The organism is Streptomyces sp. NPDC111656 (assembly GCF_055656965.1).
On sequence record NZ_JBVKCA010000017.1, the window covers coordinates 116,283 to 139,451 of the forward strand.

A 23,169-nucleotide genomic window follows, 5' to 3' on the forward strand; every position below is an offset into this window, starting at 1 on the left:
CCGCTTCGGTCGTATCCATCTCTTGTGGTCGGCCTGTGGCCCTACCCACCGGATCCGATGCGATAACTTCCCGGTGTCTGGCCCATGGTGCGGCCGAACGTGTCGATGAACGCACTGGTCGTGGCCCATCCGCACTGGCGTCCCGTTTCGCTGACGCTTGCTCCTTCCGCCAGCAGCACCATGGCGTGAAAGACCCGGATGTTGGTCCGCCATTGCGGATACGTCATGCCGAACTCGGTCCTGAACAGCCGGGCCAGGGTGCGCTCGCTCACGCCGATGCGCCGTGCGAGCCAGGCGACGGTCCGCGGTTGCCGCAGATCGTCGGTCACCAGCGCGCATGCCTGCCGCAGCAGGGGGTTGTTGGGGGTGGGCAGCGTCAATGGCTCTACGAGGGCTCGCCGCAGCCGGTCCCGCAGGACGGCGCGCAGGCGGCGTGCCTCCTGCTGCGGGAGGGACGGTTCACTGCACGCGATGATCAGTTCACGCACCAGGGCGTCCACGACCACGACGACCGGCGCCTCGGACCTCAGCAGGACGTCGTGGGCGGCGAAGCCGAGCGTGTGCACGGAGCTGTGCCCGTGTACCCGGTGCTGATGCCAGGTGCCCGCCGGAATCCACACGGCGCGTGCGCTGGACGCCACCCAGGACGCCTCGCCCGTCTGCACGGCCACCACACCGGCGCTGACGTAGAGAAGCTGGTGATAGCCATGCTGGTGGCGGCCGATGACCTCACCCGCGAGGTGGGCATGGGTGCTGTCCCTGGGTTCCGCCGCCGCCTTCTGCGCCTGACCGTTTTCCGACATACGACGGCAGAATATCGGAAGCGGCGCACCGTGCGGTCCTGCCAGCGTGATGACCATGCCCACAACATCCGACACTCCGCGTGATCTTCCCCCCGTCGCCCCACCCGCACTGAAGGCCCGGCTGGCCTCCGGTCTGCGCGGCGTCACCCTCGACACGCGCCCGCTGGCGCACCCCGTCTTCCGGCGCCTGCTGATCGGGCAGAGCGCGGCCTACGTCGGGACCATGGTCACCGGCGTCACCATCCCGGTACAGATCTACGCGCTGTCGCGGTCGTCGCTGGCCGTGGGGCTGACGGGACTGGCCGGCCTCGTGCCGCTCGTGGTCTTCGGTCTGTACGGCGGTGCCATCGCCGACCGGTTCGACCGCCGTGCGCTGTACCTGGCGTCGGCATGCCTCACCTGGGTGACCACACTCGCCCTGCTGCTTCAGGCAATCACCGATCTGCGCTCGGTTCCCCTCATTCTCGCCCTCGTCGCCGTCCAGGCCGGCGCCTTCGCCGTATCGTCCGCCGCCCGGGGCGCGATCATTCCCCGCATCGTTCCGACACCCCTGGTACCCGCCGCGAACACGCTGTACTTCACCGCCGGCAACGTCGGGCAGGTCGCCGGGCCGCTTGTGGCGGGCATCCTGATCTCACTGCCGAACGGCTACTGCTGGGCCTACGGCGCCGACGCCCTGCTGTTCTCTCTCCTGCTGTACTCGGCCGTTCACCTGCCCCCGATCATGCCGACCGGATCGGGGGCCCGGACCGGTGGGCTGCGCTCGGTCTTCGACGGGCTGCGGTTCATCGCTGCCGCCCCCGTGCTGTGGATGTCCTTCGCGGTCGACATCGCGGCGATGACGTTGGCCATGCCGACCGCCCTGTTCCCGGAAGCGGCACAGGTGCGCTTCGGCGGAGAAGTGGGGCTGCTGTACTCGGCCATCGCCGTCGGGTCGGTCGTAGCGGGGCTCTTCAGCGGATGGATCGGACGCGTGCGCCGCCAAGGCCGGGCACTGGCCGCCGCCGTGGCGGCCTGGGCGGCGGCCATCGCCCTCGCGGGCACCGTCCACCACCTCCTCGCCGTCGCGGCCCTACTGGCCGCTGCCGGAGCGGCGGACCTCGTCAGCGCGGTCTACCGCGAGACGATTCTGCAGACCTACGCGCCTGACGCCATGCGCGGCCGTCTGCAAGGCGTCTTCACCGTCGTCGTCGCCGGCGGGCCCCGCCTCGGAGACCTGCGCGCCGGCGCCATGGCCTCCGCCACCGGTCTCGGCCTCGCATGGACGGGCAGCTCACTGCTCTGCATGATCGTCGTCATCGTCGGGGCACTGCTCGTGCGACCGTTCTGGCGCTATGCCGTCACCTCGGCACCGCCTCCGTCCCCACCCACGCAGCCCTCCCCGCCCGCCACTGACCCGCTCAGTCGGTGAGGCCCAGCGCCCCCGCTGCCTGGATCGCCAGCCAGACCTCGGCCAGGGCTCCCGTCGACGTCAGGTCACGATCGGCGAGGGCGCCGAAGCGGCGCAGCCGGTAGGCGAGGGTGTTGGGGTGGATGTGGAGCGCGGCCGCAGCCGTCTCGGTACGACGGTCGCGCTCCATCCAGGTGCGGGCGGAGACCAGCAGCTGCGAGTCATGGGCCTCGTCGTAGCGCAGGACCTCGCCGAGCACGTGCTCGACCAGCGCGGTCAGGACAGCGGGGTCGTCGGGCAGCCACCGGCCCGTCGAGTCGTCGCCGTACCGGACGACGGGGCGGCCCGACTCCACGGCCTTGGAGACCGCCCAGAGCGCCTCGCGCTGGGCGACCTTCAGTGCGGCGCCCGGCAGGAACGGGCGGCTGATCCCGGCCGCGACGGCCGGGAGCTCACCGATGGCCGCTGCCAGTTCCGGTGCCCCCAGGACGTAGCGGTCCTCGCCCCGGGTGAGCAGCAGATGGGGTCGGTCCTCCAGACAGCGCAGCAGCGCCTCGTCGGTGGTGTGGCGCACTACGAGGAGTACGGTGTCGCCCTCGATCGCGTGCCGGGCGAGCCGGCGGCGCGCCGCCTCCGGGTCGAGCACCTCCTGCAGCAGTTCGGCCAGCGTCTCCGCGCCCTCGCGGCGCAGCGTCTCGCGTTCATTGCGTACCATCGCCAGCCGCAGCGCCGCCACGGTGGCGATGTGCTGGACGACGGCGAGTCCCGCGGGCTGGGCGCCCTGGCGCTCGTATGCGACGAGAAAGCCCGCCGGGCCCCCGGGCGCGGGCACCGGGAGGACGAATCCGCCGGGGATCGTCGGTGGAGCGTCGACGGAAGCGGGCAGGACAGCGGGATCCGGTACGGGAACGCCGGGCAGGAGGGGGCGGCCCTGCGGTGTGCAGAGGTAGACGTCGTAGCCCGACAGGCCTTCGAGACGGCGCAGAAGTGTCGGCGTGTCGAGGTCCTCGGCGACCAGCCAGCGCAGCGCGCCGAAGACCTGGAGCTGCGCGCCCAGCCGGTGCCGGGCGTCCTCCTGGGCCGCGGCGGCGATCTCCTGGGCGACGGCGATGAACGGGACGGCGAGCGGCACTTCGAGGACCGGGAAGCCCCGCTCCTCCGCCGCCTGGAAGAACGCGTCGTGCAGCGGGGGCATGTGCAGCTGCGCGGAGAGCGCGAGAGCGGATACCCCGGCGTCGTCCAGCCGCTCCAGATAGGCACGCTGTCCGGCCGCGGTACGGGGGACCGCCAGGCCCGCCGTCATGATCACCTCGGCGCCCAGGAGCCAGGGCGTCGGATCGGCGAGCTCGCTGGCGTGCGCCCAGGACACGGACCGGTGCAGACCGCCGCTGCCGGCCTTCACGGAGAGCTGGAGTGCCGGGAAGGAGAGCAGGTCCCCGACGGTGAGTTTGTTGCTGGCCACACAAAACAGCGTACGTCTCCGTGATGGACACAATTGTCGCTGGTCAGCCATGGGCCACACACTGTGAAACCGTCCCTCCTGTATGAACGGAAGGTGGAGCGCGCGTGACGAGCTCGATCACCGAAATCGAGACCTATGGTGTCGAGCGGATCCCGGACGAGGACCGCACGGCCCGCCCGATCGATCTGTTCCGGCTCGCCTTCGGCGGTGCCAACACCTTCGCGACCTGTGTGCTGGGCGCCTTCCCGATCCTCTTCGGGCTCTCCTTCTGGCAGGGGCTCGCGGCGACCGTGCTCGGCCTCGTGGCGGGTGCGCTGCTGCTGGCCCCGATGGCGCTGTTCGGCCCTGCCAACGGCACGAACAACGCCGTCTCCTCCTCCGCGCACCTGGGCGTGCACGGCCGGGTCGTCGGCTCGTTCCTGTCCCTGCTCACCGCCGTCGCGTTCTTCTCGATCTCGGTGTGGTCCTCGGGGGACGCGCTCGTCGGCGGCGCGCACCGGCTCGTGCACGTCCCCGAGTCGGACGTCACCTACGGCGTCGCGTACGCGATCTTCGCCGGGCTCGTGCTCGTCGTCTGCGTCTATGGTTTCCGGTTCATGCTGCTGGTCAACAAGATCGCGGTGCTGGCGGCATCGGCCCTCTTCGTGCTCGGCGCCTTCGCCTTCGCGGGCGACTTCGACCCCGGTTACGCGGGAACCTTCGCCTCCACCGCCGACCCGCTGTTCTGGCCGTCGTTCATCGGCGCCGCGCTGATCGTGCTCTCCAACCCGGTCTCCTTCGGCGCGTTCCTCGGCGACTGGTCCCGCTACATCCCGGCCGGGACTCCGCGCCGCCGGGTGATGGGGGCCGCGTTCCTCGCCCAGATCGCGACCCTGCTTCCGTTCCTCTTCGGCCTGGCCACCGCGTCGATCATCGCGTCGAAGGCCGCGAAGTACGTCGACCCGGCCGCCCCGAACTATGTGGGCGGACTGCTCGCGATCTCACCCGGCTGGTACTTCCTGCCGCTCTGCCTGATCGCCCTGATCGGCGGCCTCTCCACCGGCACGACGTCCCTGTACGGCACGGGGCTCGACTTCTCCAGCGTCTTCACACGCTTCAGCCGCGTCCAGGCCACCTTCTTCATCGGCGCCCTGTCCATCGCGTTCATCTTCGCCGGCCGCTTCGCGCTCAACCTCGCGCAGTCCATCTCCACCTTCGCCACGCTGATCATCACGTGCACGGCACCGTGGATGATCGTCATGACGCTCGGCTATGTCACCCGACGCGGCTGGTACGACGCGGACGCGCTGCAGGTCTTCAACCGCCGCCAGCGCGGGGGCCGCTACTGGTTCACGCACGGCTGGAACTGGCGCGGCATGTCCACCTGGCTCGTCTCCGCCGTCGTGGCGCTCCTCTTCACCAACCTGCCCGGCCAGTTCGTCGGCCCGCTGGGCAATCTCGCGGGCGGTACGGACATCTCGCTGCCGGTCGGCCTCGCCCTCGCGGTCGTGCTCTACCTCGCCCTGCTCACTCTCTTCCCCGAGCCGCGCGCCGTGTACGGACCGGCCGGACCCCGCTTCGTCCGGGCGTCGGACGCCCCGGTGCCGCCGATCACCGGCGATACCGAGGAGATCGTCCCCGAACCCGCCGCGGCCCACTGAGGCCTCACTCCCCCGTAACCGAACGCCCGCCGTTCCGGCCCCGCCGCCGAACGCCCGTGACCAGGAGCCGTGCATGAGCACCACCACCGTCCAGGAAGTCCGGACCGCCGCGGCCGCGCTTGTCGCCGCCTTCGCCGAGGGCCGCCTCGACGACTACTTCGACGCCTTCGCCCCCGACGCGACCTTCATCTTCCACACCACCCCGCAGCGCCTCGGCTCCACGGCCGAGTACCGCGCGCTCTGGCAGCAGTGGGTGGAACAGGACGGCTTCCGCATCCTCGGCTGCACCTCGTCGGCACAGCTGATCCAGCACTTCGGCGACACCGCCGTATTCAGTCACGACGTCGAGACCCGGGTCGCCACCAACGCCGGCGAGGAAACGGTCCACGAGCGGGAGACCATCGTCTTCACCCGCGCCGACGGCGGCTGGGTCGCCGTCCACGAGCACCTGTCCGCCCGTACCGCCGCCTGACCAGGAGAGACGTTCATGAGCACCACCTTCCGCAATTACATCGACGGTGCGTTCGCGGACGCCTCGGACGGCCGCACGCTCGATGTGGTGGACCCCACCACTGGTGACATCTACGCGACCTCCCCGCTCTCGGGGGCGGCGGACGTCGACGCGGCGATGGCCGCCGCGGCCGCGGCGTTCCCCGTCTGGCGCGACACCACGCCGTCCGTGCGGCAGCGCGCGCTGTTGAAGATCGCCGACGCGATGGAGGCACGGGCCGACGAACTGGTCGCCGCGGAGAGCCGGGACACCGGCAAGCCGCTCCACCTCACCCGCAGCGAGGAACTCGCCCCCGCCATCGACCAGGTCCGCTTCTTCGCGGGCGCGGCCCGCATGCTGGAGGGCCGCGCGGCCGGCGAGTACATGGAGGGGATGACCTCCATCATCCGTCGCGAGCCGGTCGGTGTGTGCGCGCAGGTGGCGCCCTGGAACTACCCCCTGCTGATGGCGGTGTGGAAGTTCGCCCCGGCGCTCGCGGCGGGCAACGCGGTGGTCCTCAAGCCCTCGGACACCACCCCGGCCTCCACGGTGCTGATCGCCGAGATCATCGGCGGTGTCCTGGAGGAGCTGGCACTGCCCCGCGGAATCTTCAACGTGATCTGCGGCGACCGTGAGACCGGCCGCCTGATGGTGGAGCACCCGACCCCCGCGATGGCCTCCATCACCGGTTCGGTACGCGCCGGCATCCAGGTCGCCCAGAGCGCGGCCAAGGACGTCAAGCGGGTCCACCTGGAGCTCGGCGGCAAGGCCCCCGCTGTGATCTTCGAGGACGCCGACCTGACGAAGGCGGTCGAGGACCTGGTGGTCGGCGGCTTCTTCAACGCCGGTCAGGACTGCACGGCCGCGACCCGCGTCCTGGTCCACGAGTCGGTCCACGACGAGTTCGTCGCCGCCCTCGCCAAGGCAGCGGCCGACACCAGGACCGGGCAGCCGGACGACGAGGACGTGCTGTACGGACCGCTCAACAACGCGAACCAGCTCGCCCAGGTCAGCGGCTTCATCGAGCGCCTCCCCGAGCACGCCACGATCGAGGCGGGCGGCCACCGGGTCGGCGAGAAGGGCTACTTCTACGCCCCGACCGTGGTCTCCGGCCTCAAGCAGGACGACGAGATCATCCAGAACGAGGTCTTCGGCCCGGTCATGACCGTCCAGTCGTTCACGGACGAGGCCCAGGCCGTGCGGTACGCCAACGGTGTCGACTACGCACTGGCCTCCTCGGTGTGGACCAAGGACCACGCGCGGGCGATGCGGATGTCGAAGAACCTCGACTTCGGCTGTGTGTGGATCAACACCCACATGGCCCTCGTCGCCGAGATGCCGCACGGCGGCTTCAAGAAGTCCGGCTACGGCAAGGACCTCTCCGCGTACGGCTTCGAGGACTACACCCGGATCAAGCACGTCATGACGTCGCTCTGACATCCAGCTGACATCCAGGAACTCATCGGCCGCCCCGGGCCTGCCCCGGGACGGCCGACGCGTTCTCGTGGGCCGGGCCCGGGGAATCCGCACAACAGCGCCACACGGACTGCACACAGGCTTTCGAAAGCCTCGTTAGCGTTGCTGGCTGTTCGATCCCACGTACGAACGCGACCAGGCCCGGCGGGCCGACGGCATGTCAACTCAGGAAGACCGCAAATGGACTACTGCTCCTCGTGTCGGCGGCATCTCAATGGCGCCCTGGTATGTCCCGGGTGCGGCGCCTACGCTCCGGACATCGCACCGGCCGGCGCCGACCGTGGCATCGTCCCGACCCGGGTCGGCATGGCGCCGACGGGCACGGCGGTGAGCGCATCGGTGCCGTGGGAGTACACAGCCTCGGAGGCGTGGCACGACCACCGTCTTGATGACGAGGCAGCGGTCCAGGCCGATCTGGAGGAGGCCTCGCAGACCGATCCGTACGGCGACCTCGAGGGCACGCCGCCCGCACCGCAGGGGCGGGCGGCGCGGCGGCGCCAGCTGGCCCGCTGGAAGAAGAACCAGCGCCGGGCCGTGGTCGCGACTGCCGTCGCACTCGTCGGAGGCGGCCTGACCGTCGCCTCGATGGACCGGAACTCCGGCGACCGAGCACAGGCGGCGACAGCGCCGGACGTCGAGACCATGGGCACCGCGGACGAACAGGCGGCCGAGCAGCCCCGCCCGTCGTCGACACAGCCTGAAACCCACGTGTCTTCGCACACTCCCCCCGCGCAGTCGCCCAGGACCGACCCTGCACGCCGGCAGTCCGCCGCCGCCCCGTCCCACGTCACGCCGACGAGCGCTCAGCCGTTCGCCGCTGCCTCTCCGCATCCGACGGCGGCGTCGGCGACCCCGCAGCCTCTGGCCGCCTCCCCCTCCTCCATCGGAACGGTGCCCGACCACACCAGTACACCGGCGCAGGAGACGTCCGCGCCTGCCGTGGCGGCCCCGGGCACACCTCAGACGAGCCCCACGCATACAACGACTTCGCCTTCACACATCTGCCTGCTCCTGGTGTGCCTCGGCTGACCGGGCCGAACGTCTTGACCTCCTGAGACGGGAGGTCAGCCCCCGATCCTCCGGGCGAGGAATGTCGTCGTTTCCTCAGAAGACGCGGATCGGGATCTCGGCGGGGGCGGCGAGCAGCTCGGAGATCTCGTCGTCCAGCCGGACCAGTGTGACGGAGATGCCTGCCATGTCGAGCGACGAGGTGCAGTACTCACCCACTTGACTTGCTCTCCCTGCTGAAGCAGGGAGATTCTGGCCTTCCTCACCGGGTGCTGTGCCGCTGCGCGGCACGAGCTCCGGTGTGGATTCCGTGGCTTCCTGCTTCTTCGCGCTATGCCGGAACGAGTTCCGGTCTTACCTGCGCTCGACAGGCTGTCACCGCCAGTCCGGCGGCCTGTTTGACGTTCTTGGCGGCGTTGTGGTCCCGGTCGTGGACCGTGCCGCAGTGCGTGCACGTCCAGGTACGCACGTGCAGGGGTTTGGGCCCGTCCTTGACCCCGCAGACCGAGCACACCTGACTGGTGGGCTCGAACCGGCCGACCTTCACAAAGACGCGGGCGTACCGCTGCGCCTTGTACTCCAGCATCGCGAGGAACTGCGCCCAGCCGGCGTCGTGCACGGATGTGCCGAGCCGGGTGCGCGCGAGGGCTTTCACCGCCAGGTCCTCCACCGCGACCGCTTGGTTTTCGCGGATCAACTGGGTGGAGAGCTGGTGGTGGAACTCGCGGCGGGCATCGGCCACCTGCGCATGTGCGCGAGCCACCCTCAAGCGGGCCTTCTCCCGGTTCTTCGACCCCTTCTGCTTGCGGGACAACTCCCGCTGAGCCTTCTTCAGCTTCTTCTCCGCCTGGCACAGGAAGCGCGGGGAGTCGATCTTCGTCCCGTCCGACAGGACCGCGAAATGAGTCAGACCCAAGTCGATCCCCACAGACGGCAGACCGTCGGCATCCGGCATCCGCGCCAGGTCGGCGTCCGGGTCGGTCTCCACGACGAAGGAGGCGAAGTACCGGCCGGCCGCATCCCGGATCACCGTCACGCTGGACGGCACCGAGGGCAGGGTGCGCGACCAGCGCACTTTCACCTCGCCGATCTTCGGCAGGAGCAGCCGCCCCGCCTCGTTGATCTTCCATCGGGCGTTCGCGGTGAACCGGATCGCCTGGCGGGCATCCCGCTTCGACCTGAAGCGCGGCGCCCCCACCCGCGCCCCCTGGCGGGCTCCTTTCAGAGAGGAGAAGTAGTTGGTGTAGGCGCGCTCCACGTCCCGCAGCGCCTGCTGCAGGATGACTGCCGACACCTCGGACAACCACTGCCGCCCGGGGCTCCGCTTCGCCTCGGTGATCAGCGTCCTCGACAGCACGCCCGCACTCGGAAACGCGGCACCCTCCCGCCGCGCCCGCTCCCGGGCGGCGACCGCGTCGTTGTACACCACCCGCGCACACCCCAACGCCCGCGCCAGCGCAACGCGCTGACCGGGCCCCGGGTCGAGGCGGAAGGCATACCGAAGCTGCATGATCCGGACGCTGACACCCACCACCGACAACCCCGACCCGATCAGCCCAACCCAGCCTCGCCGGAACACTCCTGCACTGCTGTCATACGAGCAACACCGGCCCGGACAAAGCATTCCCCAGCTCCGCCGGGCAGCCCTGCGGGCGCTCCGCGCCCACCCCACCCGGCACCGCAACACTCCGCGTCGCAGCCACAGGATGCACTTCACCCCCAGGCTGAACCCTGGAACACTGCGCAAGAAGTCCGGTAGCCTGGACTCGGGCGGCCGGACCCATGCCGGAGGCCGGCCGGAAAGAGGGGTTACGCCGGAGCGGGCCATGCGCTCCGGGAGCTTCCGCGCAAGCACCGGCGGGTCGGTGCGGCCGGTCAGCGGCACCATCGCCGTGGCGACTTCGGACTGACGGTACGCAAGAAATGCCGGGCGCGCAGCGGATGTTGCTCACATCATGACTCAAGGTCCCGCACCGCGCCCCCTGTCCGACGAAGCCCTCTCCCAGCTGCTCGGCAAGCAGCAGTTCGGCACCCTCGCCACGGTCAGGCGCACCGGCCATCCCCACCTGACCACCATGCTCTACAGCTGGGACGCCGAAGCCCGCATCCTGCGGTTCTCGACGACGGCCGACCGCGTCAAGGTCGAGCACCTGCGGCGCGACCCGCATGCCGCGCTGCATGTGCACGGCGGCGATGTGTGGTCGTTCGCCGTCGCCGAGGGCACGGCCTCCGTCTCCGAGATCACGACGGTTCCCGGTGACGCGGTCGGGCGGGAACTCCTCGGGATGGTCCCGAAGGACTCGAAGCCGGCGGACGAAGCCGCGTTCCTGCGGCAGTTGATCGACGAGCGTCGGCTGGTCATCCGGTTGAAGGTGGACCGGTTGTACGGCACGGCGCTCGACGTCAACGACTAGGGTCCACCGGGAGGGCGCTGGTCACCGCCACGGAGCCGACCACGGACGGCCACCGTCGGCCGGACGGGCGGCCAGTCCCTCCCTCGGCCGGACAGGCCAGTCCCACCCCCGGCCGTCCACACCGCCCCGCTGCGTGAGCATCCCGACGCGGGGCAAACCGTGCGAGCGGCTCTGCGAACACGGCCTACGCGGACTCACGCAGCCGCAGCTCGGCCCCCACCACCAGTTCGTCATGGCCGAGCGGATCCTCGCCGGTCAGCAGCCGGGCCGTCTGTTCCACGACGAGAGCGCCGAGCGCTCGCGTGTCCAGGGCCACGGTGGACAGCGGTGGCTCGACGAGCGCCCCCAGTTGGAGGCCGTCGAAGCCGATCACCGCGAGGTCGCGAGGAACCTCGCGTCCGAGCCTGCGCGCTCCGCGCAGCGCACCTATGGCGACGATGTCGTTGAAGGCGAACACGGCTGTCACGTCCGGGTGTTCGGCGAGCAGGTCCTTCAGCGCGCTCTCCCCGCCCTCCACGCTCTGGTCGGCGCGGCTCACCGGGCCGGCGTCGAGCCCGCAGGCGGCCATCGCGTCGGCGAACCAGGCGTGGCGGATGCTGGGCTCGGAGCGGCCCGCGTGGTCGAGCATGCCGATGTGCCGGTGTCCGGACTCGACGAGGTGCGCGATGGCCGCGCGGACGCCCTTCTCGCCGTCGATCCGGATGGAACTGAACCGTTCGGTACGGTGCTCCCGGTCGATGAGCACCACGGGCAGTCCGCGCGCCAGTTTGTCGATCTCGTCCTCGGGCTGGCTCAGATAGCCGACCACGGCGTCCACCTGGGAGACGATCACCTGGAGTGTGCCGCGCTCCTCCTCGATGCGGTCACCCGTGTCGTACACGACGACATGCCAGCCACGGGACCGCGCCGCGTCCAGAGCGGCCGCGGCGACCTCGGTGAAGAACGGGTTGAGCAGGTCGGGAATCACCAGCCCGACGCTGATGGTGTCCTGTCGCACGAGCCCTCTGGCGAACCTGCTGGGGCGGTACCCCAGCGCGAGCGCCGCGTCGAGGACGCGCTGCTTGGTGGTGACGTCGATCTCGCCCTTGTCGTTGAGCGCCCGTGACACCGTCTGCCGGGACACTCCTGCGGTCCGGGCCACATCGTTGATCGTCACTCTGCGGGGTCCGGTCCCCGACGACGCCATCACTACCTCCGTACCTGTGTCGACGCAGGCGCGCCGTAGGGACAATGAGTATGCACCGGGCCGAAGCCATGGTGCGACCTTGTGCGCGGGCGCTCGACGATCATGGACGTGGCGAGCCCTTCGCCGGTGGCGTCAGGCCATCACCGGTGGTGAGCGGCGTCATGTGAGCTCTCCTTAACCTGCCGGACCCATGGACGACTCGAGAGTCTTGACACTCGGCCGTGCCGCGGCGCAAACTCCGAATCACTTCATCCCACGCTCCCGTGAGCGCTCCCGTGAACGTTCACGTGAACGCTCACGGACCTTATCCCAACCAGAAGGCATCCCCGCCTGAGCTGTCAACGTCGACCCGCCTAGCGCCGCCGCTAGTCGTTCTCTGGAACGGAAAACATGAGCAAGACAGTCACGCGCACCCGTCTCGCAGCAGCCGCCGCGGCAGCCACTCTCGTCGCCCTCGCCGGTTGCTCGTCGTCCGCTCCGTCGGACAAGGCGTCCGCGGCCTCCTGCACCCCCGCCAAGGGGAAGGTCACCCTCCAGTACTGGAACACGGTTCCGGGCATGGACAAGGTCGTGGACCTGTGGAACAAGAAGAACCCGGACATCCAGGTCCAGACGAAGAACATCTCCAACGACCAGTACGGCACCCTCGGCAACGCCCTCAAGGCGGGGAAGGCGCCGGACCTCGCTCAGGTGGGCTACGACGAGCTCCCCGCCCTGCGCACCCAGAACGCCTTCGTGGACGCCTCGGCGTGCTCGGCGGCCACGGCGGCCAAGTCGAAGTTCGTGCCGTGGACCTGGTCGCAGACCAGCTTCGGCGGCACGGGTGTCTTCGCGCTCCCGCAGGACACCGGCCCGATGGCCCTGTACGTGCGCAGTGACATCTTCAAGAAGTACGACATCGCGATCCCCACGACCTGGGACGAGTACGCGGCGGCCGCGCAGAAGCTGCACAAGGCGGACCCCAGCCTCGACATCACGTTCTTCGACCCGAACAACGCCGAGTGGTTCAACGGGCTCCTCTGGCAGAACAGCGCGCAGATGTACAGCTACTCCGGCGACAAGTGGCACGTCACCGTCGCGTCGGACCAGAGTAAGCAGGTCGCCGACTACTGGCAGAAGCTGATCGCGGGCAAGCTCGTGCGCACCGACCTCGCCAACGGTTCGACGCAGATGTACGCCGCGTACCAGAAGGACCAGATCGCCAGCTACGTCGGTGCCGCCTGGGGCTACAGCATGTTCCGCGACAACCTGCCCAAGCAGTCCGGCAAGTGGTCGATCGTACCGATGCCGACGTGGGGCGCGAACGGCGCGTCCGGTGACTGGGGCGGCTCGACCGTCGCGTTCATGAAGGGCAGCAAGCACCTCTACGAGTCGGTCAAGTTCAACACCTGGCTGAACTCCGACCCGGAGGCGCTGGCACTGGAGAACCAGTTGGGCGGCCTCTACCCGGCGGCCGACGCGGGGCTCAAGCTGCCCGCGCTGTCGAAGGGGGTGCCGTACTACAACAACGAGAAGGTCTTCGACGTCTTCGCCGACTCGTCCAGGAAGATCGACACCAACTTCGCCTGGGGCCCCACCCAGAAGACGGTGAACCTGGCCCTCCAGGACGCGATGGCCAAGGCCGCGGCCGGTGACGGCACGCTGACCGACGCGCTCTCGGCCGCCCAGGCCGCCGCCCTGAAGTCGATGAAGGCCCAGGCGATCCCGGCCACGGCGGGCAAGTGACCCAGGAATGACCGACATCGCACCCCGCGCGGTGACGTCAGGTGGCCGCCGCCGTCCAGGCGGCGGCGGCCCCCGGGCGGGCACCGTCATCGCGTTCCTCACCCCGTTCTTCCTGCCGTTCGTGCTGTTCTACCTGGTGCCCGTCGGCTACGCGCTCTGGCAGAGCTTCCGTGTCGTGCGCCGGACCGGAGGCCAGTACGGGACCTCGTACACGACCTTCGGCGGATTCGACCAGTACACGCAGGTGTTCCAGAACAGCGAGTTCTGGAACAGCATCGGCCGCATCGGGCTGTTCGGCATCGTGCAGGTGCCCGTCATGCTGTTCGTGGCGCTGGTCATGGCGCTGCTGCTCGACACACCCCTGCTGAAGCTCAAGGCGTTCTTCCGCATCACCGCGTTCATGCCGTACGCCGTGCCCGGCGTCATCGCCGCGATCATGTGGTCGTACCTGTACTCGCCGCAACTCAGCCCCGTTGTCGACCTGTTCCAGCGCATGGGCCTGCACCCCGACTTCCTCGGTCCGGGCGCCGTGCTGTGGTCGGCGGCGAACGTCTCCACCTGGCTCTGGACCGGCTACAACATGCTGATCATGTACTCGGCGCTCCAGTCGATCCCGCAGGAGCTCTACGAGGCCGCCAAGATCGACGGTGCGACCAACTGGACGATCGCGTGGCGGATCAAGGTCCCGATCATCGCGCCGTCGATCGTCCTGACGACGGTGTTCTCGATCATCGGCACACTCCAGCTCTACGCCGAGCCGGCCGTGCTGCGCCAGATCTCCTCGAACATCTCCAGCACGTTCACCCCGAACATGCTGGCGTACGCGGTGGCCTCCGGTAACAACTACCAGCAGGCCGCGGCCATTTCGGTGGTCATCGCCGTCATCACCTTCGTCCTGAGCTTCGGGTTCATGCGACTCACCTCGAAGAAGGCGGGACTGTGAGCAACCCATCAACGATCCGCGAGAGCCGGGGCAGCCGTACGGCCGTCATGGCCCTGATGTTCCTCCTGGCCGTCTACTTCCTGTTGCCGGTCTACTTCCTGATCGTCGCGGCGACGAAGCCACAGGGTGAGCTCGCCACCACCAACGGGCTGGCGTTCTCGCACTTCAACCTGTTCGAGAACCTGCGCATCCTGTTCACCCGCAGCGACGGCATCTTCGGGCGGTGGGCCCTCAACACCGTCATCTACGCGGTGCTGGGCGCGGCCGTGGGCACCCTGATCTCGGCCCTGTGCGGCTACGCGCTGGCCAAGTTCCGCTTCCGCGGCCGGGAGTTCCTCTTCTCCGTCGTACTCGGCGGTGTCCTCGTCCCGACCACCGCACTGGCCCTGCCGCTGTTCCTGCTCTTCTCGGCGACCGGGATCGTCAACACCTACCTCGCGGTGTTCCTGCCCAGCATCGTCAGCCCGTTCGGTGTCTACCTGGCGCGCATCTTCGCCAACGCCGCCGTCCCCCAGGAGCTGATCGAGTCGGCGCGGCTGGACGGCGCGGGCGAGTTCCGCACGTTCTTCTCGGTGTCGTCCAGGCTGATGACGCCGGCCCTGGTGACCATCTTCCTGTTCCAGTTCGTGGCCATCTGGAACAACTTCTTCCTGCCGATGGTGATGCTCCAGAAGGAGTCACTGTTCCCGATCACGCTCGGCCTGTACGAGTGGAACGGCCAGACCGCCCGGGCCCCGCTGCTCCAGGAGTCCGTGATCACCGGCTCACTGGTGTCGATCGTGCCCGTGATCATCGTGTTCATCCTCCTCCAGCGGTTCTGGCGCACCGGGCTCGCCGCCGGTTCCCTCAAGTGACCGCTCTCCCCCGCACGTCCGCACAGAAGGTCCCCCTCGCCATGCAGAACTCCGCCGTCTTCGTGCCCCATTTCCACTGGGACCGGGAGTGGTACGAGCCGTTCCAGGTGTTCCGGCACCGGCTCGTCACCGCCCTGGACACCGTGCTGGAGACGGCCGAGGCGAACCCGGACTTCCGGTTCACCGTCGACGGGCAGATGGCCGCGGTCGAGGACTACCTGGAGATGCGGCCGGAGAACCGCGACCGCCTCGTGGCGCTGGTGCGCGAGGGCCGACTCGCCATCGGACCGTGGCTGATCCTGCTCGACGAGTTCCTCTGCTCGGGCGAGACGATCGTGCGCAACCTCCGGATGGGCTGGGAGGCGGCGGAGCGACTGGGCGGTGCGATGCCCGTCGGGTATCTGCCGGACATGTTCGGCCACATCGCGCAGATGCCGCAGATCCTCGCCCGCGCCGGGATCGAGCACGCGGCGCTGTGGCGCGGTGTGCCCGGATCCGTCGACGGCCATGCCTTCCGCTGGCGCGCGCCGGACGGGTCCGCGGTGCGCACCGAGTTCCTCTTCGACGGCTACGACAACGGTCTCGACGTCCTGCTGGTGCCCGACCGGATCGGCCGCGCGCTCGGCGACTACGCGCGGATGACGGCCGAGCGATGGGGCGGTGACCCGGTGCTGGCGATGGCCGGCACCGACCACAACGCGCCGGACCCGCGGCTCGCGGACTGGCTGCGGCGCGCTTCCGGCGAGGAGCGCGCCATCACGATCGCGACCCTCGACGAGTACATCCGCGAGCATGTGCGGGACGAGGTGTCCGCCGTCGTCACCGGCGAGCTGCGCAGCCATGTCCGCGGCAACATCCTGCCCGGCGTGCTCTCCGTGCGGCTCGGGCTCAAGCAGCGGATGGCCGTCGCCGAACGCACCGTCGACCACGCCGAGCGTGTGAACGCCCTGTGGTCCCGGCGGGACGACGCGCCGTTCCTGTCGCTCGCCTGGCACAAGATCATCGAGTCGACGGCGCACGACTCGGTCGTCGGCTCGGGCACCGACGAGACCTGCGACCAGGTCGACGCCCGCCTGGCCGAGGCCGCGCAGACCGCGCGTGCCGTGCGGGACGCCGCGCTCGCCGAGCCCGCCGCCCGGGTGCCGAGCGACGCTCATCTCGTCGCCAACCCGCTGCCGTTCGCCCGTACGGCGCTGGTCGAGGTGGACGTCGTGGCGCCACCGGCAGGAGCCGGTCTTGTCGCGACCGCCGCCGACGGCTCCACGCACTCCGTGCAGCTGATCTCGCAGGCCCCGACCGTGCTGAGCGACGAGCGCATGGACGCCTCCCAGCTCGAACGCGTCCTGCGCCGCATCCACCGCCGCGAGCTGTTCGGCCGTCTGATCGACCATTACGAACTCACCCCGAACTCCCTCGTCTTCCACCTCGCCGAAGTGCCCACCAGCGGACCGTTCGACCTGCTGATCCTGCGCCGCGAGGTCGCCGAGGCGGCCGCCGCGCACCCGGGCGAGTGGCGGGTGCTGACGCTGGAGGAGGCGCGGGCGACCGCGCTGGTGCCCGTGCACGCGCCGGCCTCCGGGCTGGCGAGCTTCCGGGTCGCGCCGAGCGAGCGGCCGGCCGCCCCGTCGACCACCCTCGCGGACGCCACGGCGACGCCTCGCGGAGTGTCCAACGGCCTGGTCGACGTCGAGGTCGCCGCCGACGGCACCCTGACCGTGACCGGCGCCGACGGCACCGTACTGAGCGGCGTCGGCCGCCTCGTCGACGGCGGTGACCGCGGCGACAGCTACAACTACGCGCCCCCGGCACGGGACGTACTCGTGTCGGAGCCGGTGGAGACAACCGTCGACGTCCTCGAAAAGGGTCCGCTGCGCTCTCGACTGCGGATCACCCGCGTCTACGCCTGGCCCGCCGCGCTCTGCGACGACCGCGACCTGCGCGCCGAGCGGACCGTGGCGACTCCGGTGGAGACGCTCGTGGAGGTGCGCGCGGGCGAGCCGTTCGTCCGGGTCTCCACATCGTTCCTGAACCAGTCCGCCGACCACCGGCTGCGCTTCCACGTGCCGCTGCCCGAGCCGGTCACCGTCTCCGCGTCCGCCGGGCAGTTCGCGGTGACCGAGCGCGGGCTCACCGCCGAGGGCGGCTGGGGCGAGTACCCGCTCCCGACCTTCCCGGCGAGCTCGTTCGTGTCGGCCGGAGCGGCGACCGTGCTGCTCGACCACTCCTGCGAGTACGAACTCGTCGACGGCGGTGCGGAGTTGGCCGTCACCCTGCTGCGCGCGATCGGCTCGATCAGCGTCAACATCCACCCCCTGCGCGACGAGCCCGCGGCGAGCGAGATCCCCGCGCCGGGTGCGCAGGACCTCGGCATGCGGATCGCGAACCGCTTCGCCGTGCTGCCCTCCTCGGCCGGCTGGCAGGGGGCCGACGCGGTCGCCCTCGCCGAGGAGTTCCGGGGCGACGTGCTCGTCACCCGCGGCACCGCACCCGGCGGAGGCGACCTGCCGGACGACGCGACCGGACTCGGGGTCGACGGCAGGGACGTCCTCGTCTCCAGCGTCCGCCGCGTCACCGACGCCGAGCGCGGGTCCGGAACCGAGGTGCGGTTGGCCGCGATGAGCGACACCGGCTCGGTCGTCCGGGTGACGGGCTCGTTCACCGAGGCGACGACGGTCGACCTGCTCGGCAGACCCCTCTCCGCGGAAGCGGAACCGTCCGGCGACGGCCTCGAACTCGCCCTCGGCCCCTGGGAGATCCGCACCGTGGTCCTCCGCTAGCCCACCCAAAATTTCCCCCGGCTGCCACCAAGAAAGTTGTGACCTCTTGCCCTCCGAGCTTTCCGCGTACGTTTCGGACCCCACACCCGGGCGCGGTGCGCTACGCCCGGCGCGCTCGTGGCTGCACTCCGACGCTCCCTCGCTCTCGCTCAACGGAGCCTGGCGTTTCCGGCTGTCGCCCACGGCGTCGGTGGCACAGGACTTCGCGGCCGAAGTATTCGACGACCACGGCTGGGAGAGCATCCCGGTGCCGTCCCACTGGGTGCTGGAGGGCGACGGAGCCCACGGCCGGCCGATCTACACCAACATCCAGTTCCCGTTCCCGATCGATCCGCCGCACGTCCCGGACGAGAACCCCACCGGCGACTACCGGCGTCACTTCGCCCTGCCCGCCGACTGGTCCGACGCCGAGCGGATCGTGCTGCGGTTCGACGGTGTCGAGTCGCTCTTCCGGGTCTGGGTCAACGGTGTCGACATCGGCAGCGCCGGCGGCAGCCGACTCGCCCACGAGTTCGACGTCACGCGGGCGGTGCGTCCGGGCGACAACGTCGTCGCCGTACGAGTGCATCAGTGGTCGGCGGCCAGTTACGTCGAGGACCAGGATCAGTGGTGGCTGCCGGGCATCTTCCGCGACGTCACGCTGACCGCCCGGCCGGCCGGCGGCATCGAGGACGTCTGGCTGCGGACCGGGTTCCGTGACGGTCGCGGGCGCGTCGAGGCGGAGATCACCGCCGCGGCGTCCGCGTTCCCGGTCACCCTGCGCATCCCCGAACTCGGCGTCGAACAGGTCTGGGCGACCGCGGCCGACGTGACGCCGGTCGACATCGGCGAGGTGGAGCCCTGGTCGGCCGAGCGGCCACGCCTGTACGACGCCACCGTGTCGACGGCGGCGGAGAGCATCGCGCTGCGCGTGGGCTTCCGTACGGTCGAGATCCGCGGCGACCGGTTCCTGGTCAACGGCCGTCGTGTCGTTTTCCACGGGGTCAACCGCCACGAGGCGCATCCCGTGCGCGGCCGGGTCTTCGACGAGGAGCACGCCCGCGAGGACCTGGCCCGGATGAAGCGGTTCAACGTGAACGCCATCCGCACCAGCCACTACCCGCCGCATCCGCGTCTGCTCGACCTCGCCGACGAGCTCGGCTTCTGGGTCGTGCTCGAGTGCGACCTGGAGACCCACGGCTTCGAGAAGCTCGGCTGGGTGGGCAACCCGAGCGACGACCCGGCGTGGCGGGAGGCGTACCTCGACCGCATCCGGCGGACGGTGGAACGGGACAAGAACCACCCGAGCATCGTGATCTGGTCGCTCGGCAACGAGTCGGGTACCGGGAGCAACCTCGCCGCCATGTCGGCCTGGGTGCACGCCCGGGACGCCGAACGCCCCGTGCACTACGAGGGCGACTACACCGGTGAGTACACCGACGTGTACTCCCGTATGTACGCGTCGGTGCCGGAGACCGGGCGCATCGGCACGGACGGCACGGACACGCCGCTGCTGAACTGCACCCCCGCGCAGAGCGCCCGGCAGCGGGCCAAGCCGTTCCTGCTGTGCGAGTACGCCCACGCCATGGGCAACGGGCCGGGGGCGCTCGATCAGTACGAGGCGCTGGTGCACGAACATCCGCGGCTGCACGGCGGGTTCGTCTGGGAGTGGCGCGACCACGGCATCCTGGCCACGGCGCCGGACGGCACTCCGTACCACGCCTACGGAGGTGACTTCGGGGAGGTCGTGCACGACGGCAACTTCGTGATGGACGGCATGCTGCTGAGCGACGACGTCCCGACGCCCAGCCTGTACGAGTACAAGGCGGTCGTCCAGCCGGTCCGTTTCGTCTTCGACGGCGACAAGGTCGCGGTGACGAACCTGCGGCACTCGGCCGACACGTCCGACCTGCGTTTTCGCTGGCGCGTCGAGCACGACGGAACGCCTGTGGACGCCGGGGACCTGGAGGTTCCGGTGGTCGCGGCGGGCGAGTCGGGGTGGGTGTCCCTCCCGCCGGTCCCGGTGGCGCCCGAGGGCGAGACGTGGCTGACGATCGACGCGGTCCTGGCGACCGCCGCCCCCTGGGCTCCCCAGGGCCATGTGGTGGCCACCGTCCAGTCGGACCGTTCGCCGCACATCCCCGTGCCCGCCGTCCGGCACCGCACGGGCTGGCGACCGGACCCCGGAACGCTGACGCTCGGGGTCGCCGAGTTCGTGGACGGCCGCCTCGTGAACCTGGCCGGCCGCGCCGTGGCGGGACCACGGCTGGAGCTGTTCCGTGCCCCGACCGACAACGACGAGAGCCCGTCGGACGGTGTGGAGGAGAGCGACGCGAGTGTACCGGGGGTGTCCAACGCCGAGCTGTGGCGTCGCGACGGTCTCGACCGGCTGACCGCACGTCGTGTGTCGGTGGAGCGACCCCACGACAAGACGGACGCGCTGCACACGCTCGACAAGGTCTCCGCGGCGAACTCCGCCCTGTTCGTGATGGTGGAGTCCGTCTGGTCGCTCGAAGCCGGCGAGCTCGAACTCCGGGTGGAGATCGAGCCGTCGAGGGGCTGGAGCACGGTGTGGCCGCGGATCGGAATCCGCTTCGACCTGCCCGACGGCGGGGCACCCGTCGACGGCGCCGAGTGGTTCGGGCTCGGCCCGTCGGAGTCGTATCCCGACAGTCTGCGGGCGGCGCGCACCGGCTGTTTCTCCTCCGGCATCGACGACCTCTCGGTCGACTACGCACGTCCCCAGGAGACCGGACACCGGTCCGGCCTGCGACGGCTGACCCTCACGAGCGCGGGCGCGGAGGTGCTCCGTGTCGAGGCCCTGCCCGACACACACGGACGGCGGCCCGGCTTCACGCTCAGCCGCCACACGCCCCAGGAACTCGCACGGGCCGGACACCCGTATGACCTCCCCGCCTCGACGACGAGCCGTCTGACCATCGACGCGGCGCAGCACGGACTCGGTTCGCGCTCGTGCGGCCCGGACGTGTGGCCCGAGTTCGCCCTGCGTCCCGAGGCCCGCACGATCAGGCTGCGCATCACGGCGGGCTGACCTCCCCGGCTCCCGAGCGACGGAGCACCGGACCGCGAGGGGCACCCGTGTCGGCCGGCCGCAGCACAGCGGCGCGGCCGACACGGGTCTTGCGTATGAGCCACCGGTGGCGTGCCTCCCCTCGACCAAGGGCGTTCAGTAAATCGAACGCAGTGTTCACTCCTGTGAGAGTTCGGTATAGTGAACGCATGGTTCATTCAATCGGGGCTCCTTGGGTCCGCGTCCGCGCCTCCCGCTCCGCAACCCACAGGAGCCGCTGATGACGCCCCCTCCGTCCGGCCGCCAGCCGGTGAGCAGTACCGCAGCCGCGGTCGGCGCGAAGATCCGCCTGCGCCGCCAGCAGCGCGGGATGAGCGCCGCGGAGATGGCCCGGCGCGCCGGGCTGAGCAAGGCCACCTTGTCGCAGCTGGAGGCCGGCAACGGCAATCCGACGATCGACACCCTGGATGCGATCGCGATCGCCCTGCGCATTCCGATCGCCGACCTGCTGGCGCGTGACGCCGACACCGGGCCGGTCTTCCGGCCGGGCACGGACATCGAGCCCGGCGAGGTCTCCCGGGAACTGCTGCGCCGTATCAGCAGCGGCAACAGCCTGGAGATCTGGCGGCTGCGCATTCCGCCCGAGACGGAGCTGCCCGGCGTCCCGCACGCCACGGGCACGATCGAGCACCTGCTCATCGCCACCGGGCACGTCACCGCCGGCCCCGTCGACGCCCCGCAGGATCTGGGCCCCGGCGACATGCTCGCCTTCGCAGGGGACGCCCCGCACTTCTACCGCACCGGCACGGAGGAAGTGGACATCACCGTCGTCTTCGCCTCCCCCATCAGCACCTGAGACCGAGGAAGACGCTCATGAGCACCACCATCGCCATCACCCCCTCCAGCCGTGCCTTCATCAGCGACAACATGGCCGGGGCGTCCCCGCAGATAGCCCAGGCCGTCGCTGACGCGGCTGCCGGGCAGGTGCTGCCGTACGGCAACGACCCCTTCACCGACAGCGCTCGCCGCAGGCTCAGCGAGATCTTCGAGCGGGACGTCGATGTCTTCCCGGTCTCCACCGGGTCCGCCGCCAACGGCCTGAGTCTGGCCGCCCTCACCCCGCCGTGGGGCAGCGTGCTCTCCCACCCCGGCAGCCACATCAACACCGACGAATGCGGCGCTCCGGAGTTCTTCACCCACGGCGCCAAGCTCGTCGGTGTGCCAGGCGCCGACAGCAAGATCGACCCCGAGGCACTGCGGGTGGCGGTGCGCCGCCGGGCCGGTGACGTGCACAGCGTGCAGCCGTCCGCGGTGAGCATCAGCCAGGCCACCGAGAGCGGCAGCGTCTACACCCTGGAGGAGATCCGCGGCCTGTCCGCCATCGCCAAGGACGCGGGACTGCGCGTCCACATGGACGGCGCGCGCTTCGCCAACGCCCTCGACCATCTCGGCGCCACCCCGGCCGAGATGACCTGGAAGGCCGGCGTCGACGTCCTGTCCTTCGGCGCCACCAAGAACGGCGCGATGACCGCCGACGCCATCGTCTCCTTCGACCCCGCACTCGCCGCCGAACTCGCCTTCCGCGTCAAGCGCGCCGGTCAGCTCACTTCCAAGATGCGCTTCCAGGCGGCCCAGATCGACGCGTACCTCGCCGACGACCTGTGGCTGCGCAACGCGCGCCAGGCCAATGCGATGGCCACGCGCCTCGGCGACGGTCTCAAGTCCATCCCCGGCACCGGTCTTCTGGCCACCCCACAGGCCAACATCCTCTTCTGCCGCCTGCCCCAGCAGGTCACCGAAGGACTCCTCGCCGAGGGCTACGTGTTCTACCACGACCGTTGGGAACCGGGGATCGTCCGGTTCGTCACCGCCTTCTCCCACAGCGCCGACGACGTCGACCAGCTGCTCGACGCGGTCCGCCACCACACCCGCTGACCGGCGGCCGCCGCCGAGGATCCGGTTCTTCGCGAGCTTCTTCCAGGCGCGCGAAG

17 protein-coding genes and 1 pseudogene are annotated in these 23,169 nt (G+C 70.1%); 13 read left to right on the forward strand and 5 right to left on the reverse strand.

What is annotated here, in order from left to right:
- Positions 1 to 41: 41 nt before the first annotated feature.
- Positions 42 to 803, reverse strand: coding sequence for a helix-turn-helix transcriptional regulator (locus ACZ7M3_RS38295; RefSeq protein WP_472069712.1), 762 nt, complete (start codon positions 801 to 803; stop codon positions 42 to 44).
- Positions 804 to 858: 55 nt separating this feature from the next.
- On the opposite strand from ACZ7M3_RS38295, the gene ACZ7M3_RS38300 reads away from it, so the two are divergent.
- Positions 859 to 2,214, forward strand: a complete 1,356-nt coding sequence (locus tag ACZ7M3_RS38300; protein WP_472069714.1) for an MFS transporter — start codon at positions 859 to 861, stop codon at positions 2,212 to 2,214.
- Here the strand turns inward: ACZ7M3_RS38300 and ACZ7M3_RS38305 are convergent.
- The gene (locus ACZ7M3_RS38305) at positions 2,204 to 3,655 is read right to left on the reverse strand and encodes a PucR family transcriptional regulator (protein WP_472069716.1); all 1,452 of its coding nucleotides are present in this window, start codon (positions 3,653 to 3,655) and stop codon (positions 2,204 to 2,206) included. The genes ACZ7M3_RS38300 and ACZ7M3_RS38305 overlap by 11 nt on opposite strands.
- 104 nt (positions 3,656 to 3,759) lie before the next feature.
- On the opposite strand from ACZ7M3_RS38305, the gene ACZ7M3_RS38310 reads away from it, so the two are divergent.
- The 4 genes and pseudogenes from ACZ7M3_RS38310 to ACZ7M3_RS38325 form a co-directional block, all read left to right on the forward strand.
- Positions 3,760 to 5,295, forward strand: a complete 1,536-nt coding sequence (locus ACZ7M3_RS38310; RefSeq protein WP_472069718.1) for a purine-cytosine permease family protein — start codon at positions 3,760 to 3,762, stop codon at positions 5,293 to 5,295.
- A gap of 73 nt (positions 5,296 to 5,368) precedes the next feature.
- Positions 5,369 to 5,767 carry a nuclear transport factor 2 family protein gene (locus tag ACZ7M3_RS38315; RefSeq protein WP_472069720.1) on the forward strand — a complete coding sequence of 133 codons (399 nt, stop codon included), beginning with the start codon at positions 5,369 to 5,371 and terminating at the stop codon, positions 5,765 to 5,767.
- A 15-nt stretch (positions 5,768 to 5,782) separates the two neighbouring features.
- Positions 5,783 to 7,222: a gamma-aminobutyraldehyde dehydrogenase gene (locus tag ACZ7M3_RS38320; protein ID WP_472069722.1), complete on the forward strand. Its 1,440-nt coding sequence runs from the start codon at positions 5,783 to 5,785 to the stop codon at positions 7,220 to 7,222.
- 219 nt (positions 7,223 to 7,441) lie between these two features.
- Positions 7,442 to 7,904, forward strand: a pseudogene (locus ACZ7M3_RS38325) (SCO2400 family protein); the annotation flags it as partial.
- A 461-nt stretch (positions 7,905 to 8,365) separates the two neighbouring features.
- Here ACZ7M3_RS38325 and ACZ7M3_RS38330 read toward each other — a convergent pair.
- A complete protein-coding gene (locus ACZ7M3_RS38330) occupies positions 8,366 to 8,488 on the reverse strand; it encodes a dihydroxyacetone kinase subunit DhaK (RefSeq protein ID WP_472069724.1) in 123 nt (40 codons plus the stop codon).
- Between the two features lie 112 nt (positions 8,489 to 8,600).
- Positions 8,601 to 9,779, reverse strand: coding sequence for an RNA-guided endonuclease InsQ/TnpB family protein (locus ACZ7M3_RS38335; protein WP_472069726.1), 1,179 nt, complete (start codon positions 9,777 to 9,779; stop codon positions 8,601 to 8,603).
- 445 nt (positions 9,780 to 10,224) lie between these two features.
- Between ACZ7M3_RS38335 and ACZ7M3_RS38340 the strand changes: the two genes are divergently transcribed.
- A complete protein-coding gene (locus tag ACZ7M3_RS38340; protein WP_472069728.1) occupies positions 10,225 to 10,683 on the forward strand; it encodes a PPOX class F420-dependent oxidoreductase in 459 nt (152 codons plus the stop codon).
- Positions 10,684 to 10,867: 184 nt separating this feature from the next.
- Here ACZ7M3_RS38340 and ACZ7M3_RS38345 read toward each other — a convergent pair whose 3' ends face one another.
- Positions 10,868 to 11,869, reverse strand: a complete 1,002-nt coding sequence (locus ACZ7M3_RS38345; RefSeq protein ID WP_355311166.1) for a LacI family DNA-binding transcriptional regulator — start codon at positions 11,867 to 11,869, stop codon at positions 10,868 to 10,870.
- Positions 11,870 to 12,259: 390 nt separating this feature from the next.
- Here ACZ7M3_RS38345 and ACZ7M3_RS38350 point away from each other — a divergent pair, with 390 nt between their 5' ends.
- From ACZ7M3_RS38350 to ACZ7M3_RS38380, 7 genes are all read left to right on the forward strand, one after another.
- A complete protein-coding gene (locus ACZ7M3_RS38350) occupies positions 12,260 to 13,594 on the forward strand; it encodes an ABC transporter substrate-binding protein (RefSeq protein WP_472069730.1) in 1,335 nt (444 codons plus the stop codon).
- A 7-nt stretch (positions 13,595 to 13,601) separates the two neighbouring features.
- Positions 13,602 to 14,537 (forward strand): carbohydrate ABC transporter permease, encoded by a 936-nt coding sequence (locus tag ACZ7M3_RS38355; protein ID WP_472069732.1) that lies wholly within the window; start codon positions 13,602 to 13,604, stop codon positions 14,535 to 14,537.
- Positions 14,538 to 14,584: 47 nt separating this feature from the next.
- On the forward strand, positions 14,585 to 15,391 hold the full coding sequence (locus ACZ7M3_RS38360) for a carbohydrate ABC transporter permease (protein WP_257017416.1): 807 nt from the start codon (positions 14,585 to 14,587) through the stop codon (positions 15,389 to 15,391).
- Positions 15,388 to 18,168 (forward strand): glycoside hydrolase family 38 N-terminal domain-containing protein, encoded by a 2,781-nt coding sequence (locus tag ACZ7M3_RS38365; RefSeq protein ID WP_472069734.1) that lies wholly within the window; start codon positions 15,388 to 15,390, stop codon positions 18,166 to 18,168. Before ACZ7M3_RS38360 ends, ACZ7M3_RS38365 begins: the two co-directional genes overlap by 4 nt.
- A gap of 46 nt (positions 18,169 to 18,214) precedes the next feature.
- Positions 18,215 to 21,199 carry a glycoside hydrolase family 2 TIM barrel-domain containing protein gene (locus ACZ7M3_RS38370; protein WP_472069736.1) on the forward strand — a complete coding sequence of 995 codons (2,985 nt, stop codon included), beginning with the start codon at positions 18,215 to 18,217 and terminating at the stop codon, positions 21,197 to 21,199.
- Between the two features lie 259 nt (positions 21,200 to 21,458).
- Positions 21,459 to 22,034, forward strand: coding sequence for a helix-turn-helix domain-containing protein (locus tag ACZ7M3_RS38375; RefSeq protein ID WP_450424896.1), 576 nt, complete (start codon positions 21,459 to 21,461; stop codon positions 22,032 to 22,034).
- A gap of 17 nt (positions 22,035 to 22,051) precedes the next feature.
- The gene (locus ACZ7M3_RS38380; protein ID WP_472069738.1) at positions 22,052 to 23,113 is read left to right on the forward strand and encodes a threonine aldolase family protein; all 1,062 of its coding nucleotides are present in this window, start codon (positions 22,052 to 22,054) and stop codon (positions 23,111 to 23,113) included.
- The last annotated feature ends 56 nt before the right edge of the window (positions 23,114 to 23,169 follow it).

Bases quoted from the DNA above. Each gene is read 5' to 3' on its own strand.
- ACZ7M3_RS38295 (WP_472069712.1), bottom strand. From the start codon at position 803: ATGTCGGAAAACGGTCAGGCGCAGAAGGCGGCGGCGGAACCCAGGGAC.
- ACZ7M3_RS38300 (WP_472069714.1), top strand. From the start codon at position 859: ATGCCCACAACATCCGACACTCCGCGTGATCTTCCCCCCGTCGCCCCA.
- ACZ7M3_RS38315 (WP_472069720.1), top strand. From the start codon at position 5,369: ATGAGCACCACCACCGTCCAGGAAGTCCGGACCGCCGCGGCCGCGCTT.
- ACZ7M3_RS38320 (WP_472069722.1), top strand. From the start codon at position 5,783: ATGAGCACCACCTTCCGCAATTACATCGACGGTGCGTTCGCGGACGCC.
- ACZ7M3_RS38335 (WP_472069726.1), bottom strand. From the start codon at position 9,779: ATGCAGCTTCGGTATGCCTTCCGCCTCGACCCGGGGCCCGGTCAGCGC.
- ACZ7M3_RS38340 (WP_472069728.1), top strand. From the start codon at position 10,225: ATGACTCAAGGTCCCGCACCGCGCCCCCTGTCCGACGAAGCCCTCTCC.
- ACZ7M3_RS38345 (WP_355311166.1), bottom strand. From the start codon at position 11,869: ATGGCGTCGTCGGGGACCGGACCCCGCAGAGTGACGATCAACGATGTG.
- ACZ7M3_RS38350 (WP_472069730.1), top strand. From the start codon at position 12,260: ATGAGCAAGACAGTCACGCGCACCCGTCTCGCAGCAGCCGCCGCGGCA.
- ACZ7M3_RS38355 (WP_472069732.1), top strand. From the start codon at position 13,602: ATGACCGACATCGCACCCCGCGCGGTGACGTCAGGTGGCCGCCGCCGT.
- ACZ7M3_RS38360 (WP_257017416.1), top strand. From the start codon at position 14,585: ATGGCCCTGATGTTCCTCCTGGCCGTCTACTTCCTGTTGCCGGTCTAC.
- ACZ7M3_RS38375 (WP_450424896.1), top strand. From the start codon at position 21,459: ATGACGCCCCCTCCGTCCGGCCGCCAGCCGGTGAGCAGTACCGCAGCC.
- ACZ7M3_RS38380 (WP_472069738.1), top strand. From the start codon at position 22,052: ATGAGCACCACCATCGCCATCACCCCCTCCAGCCGTGCCTTCATCAGC.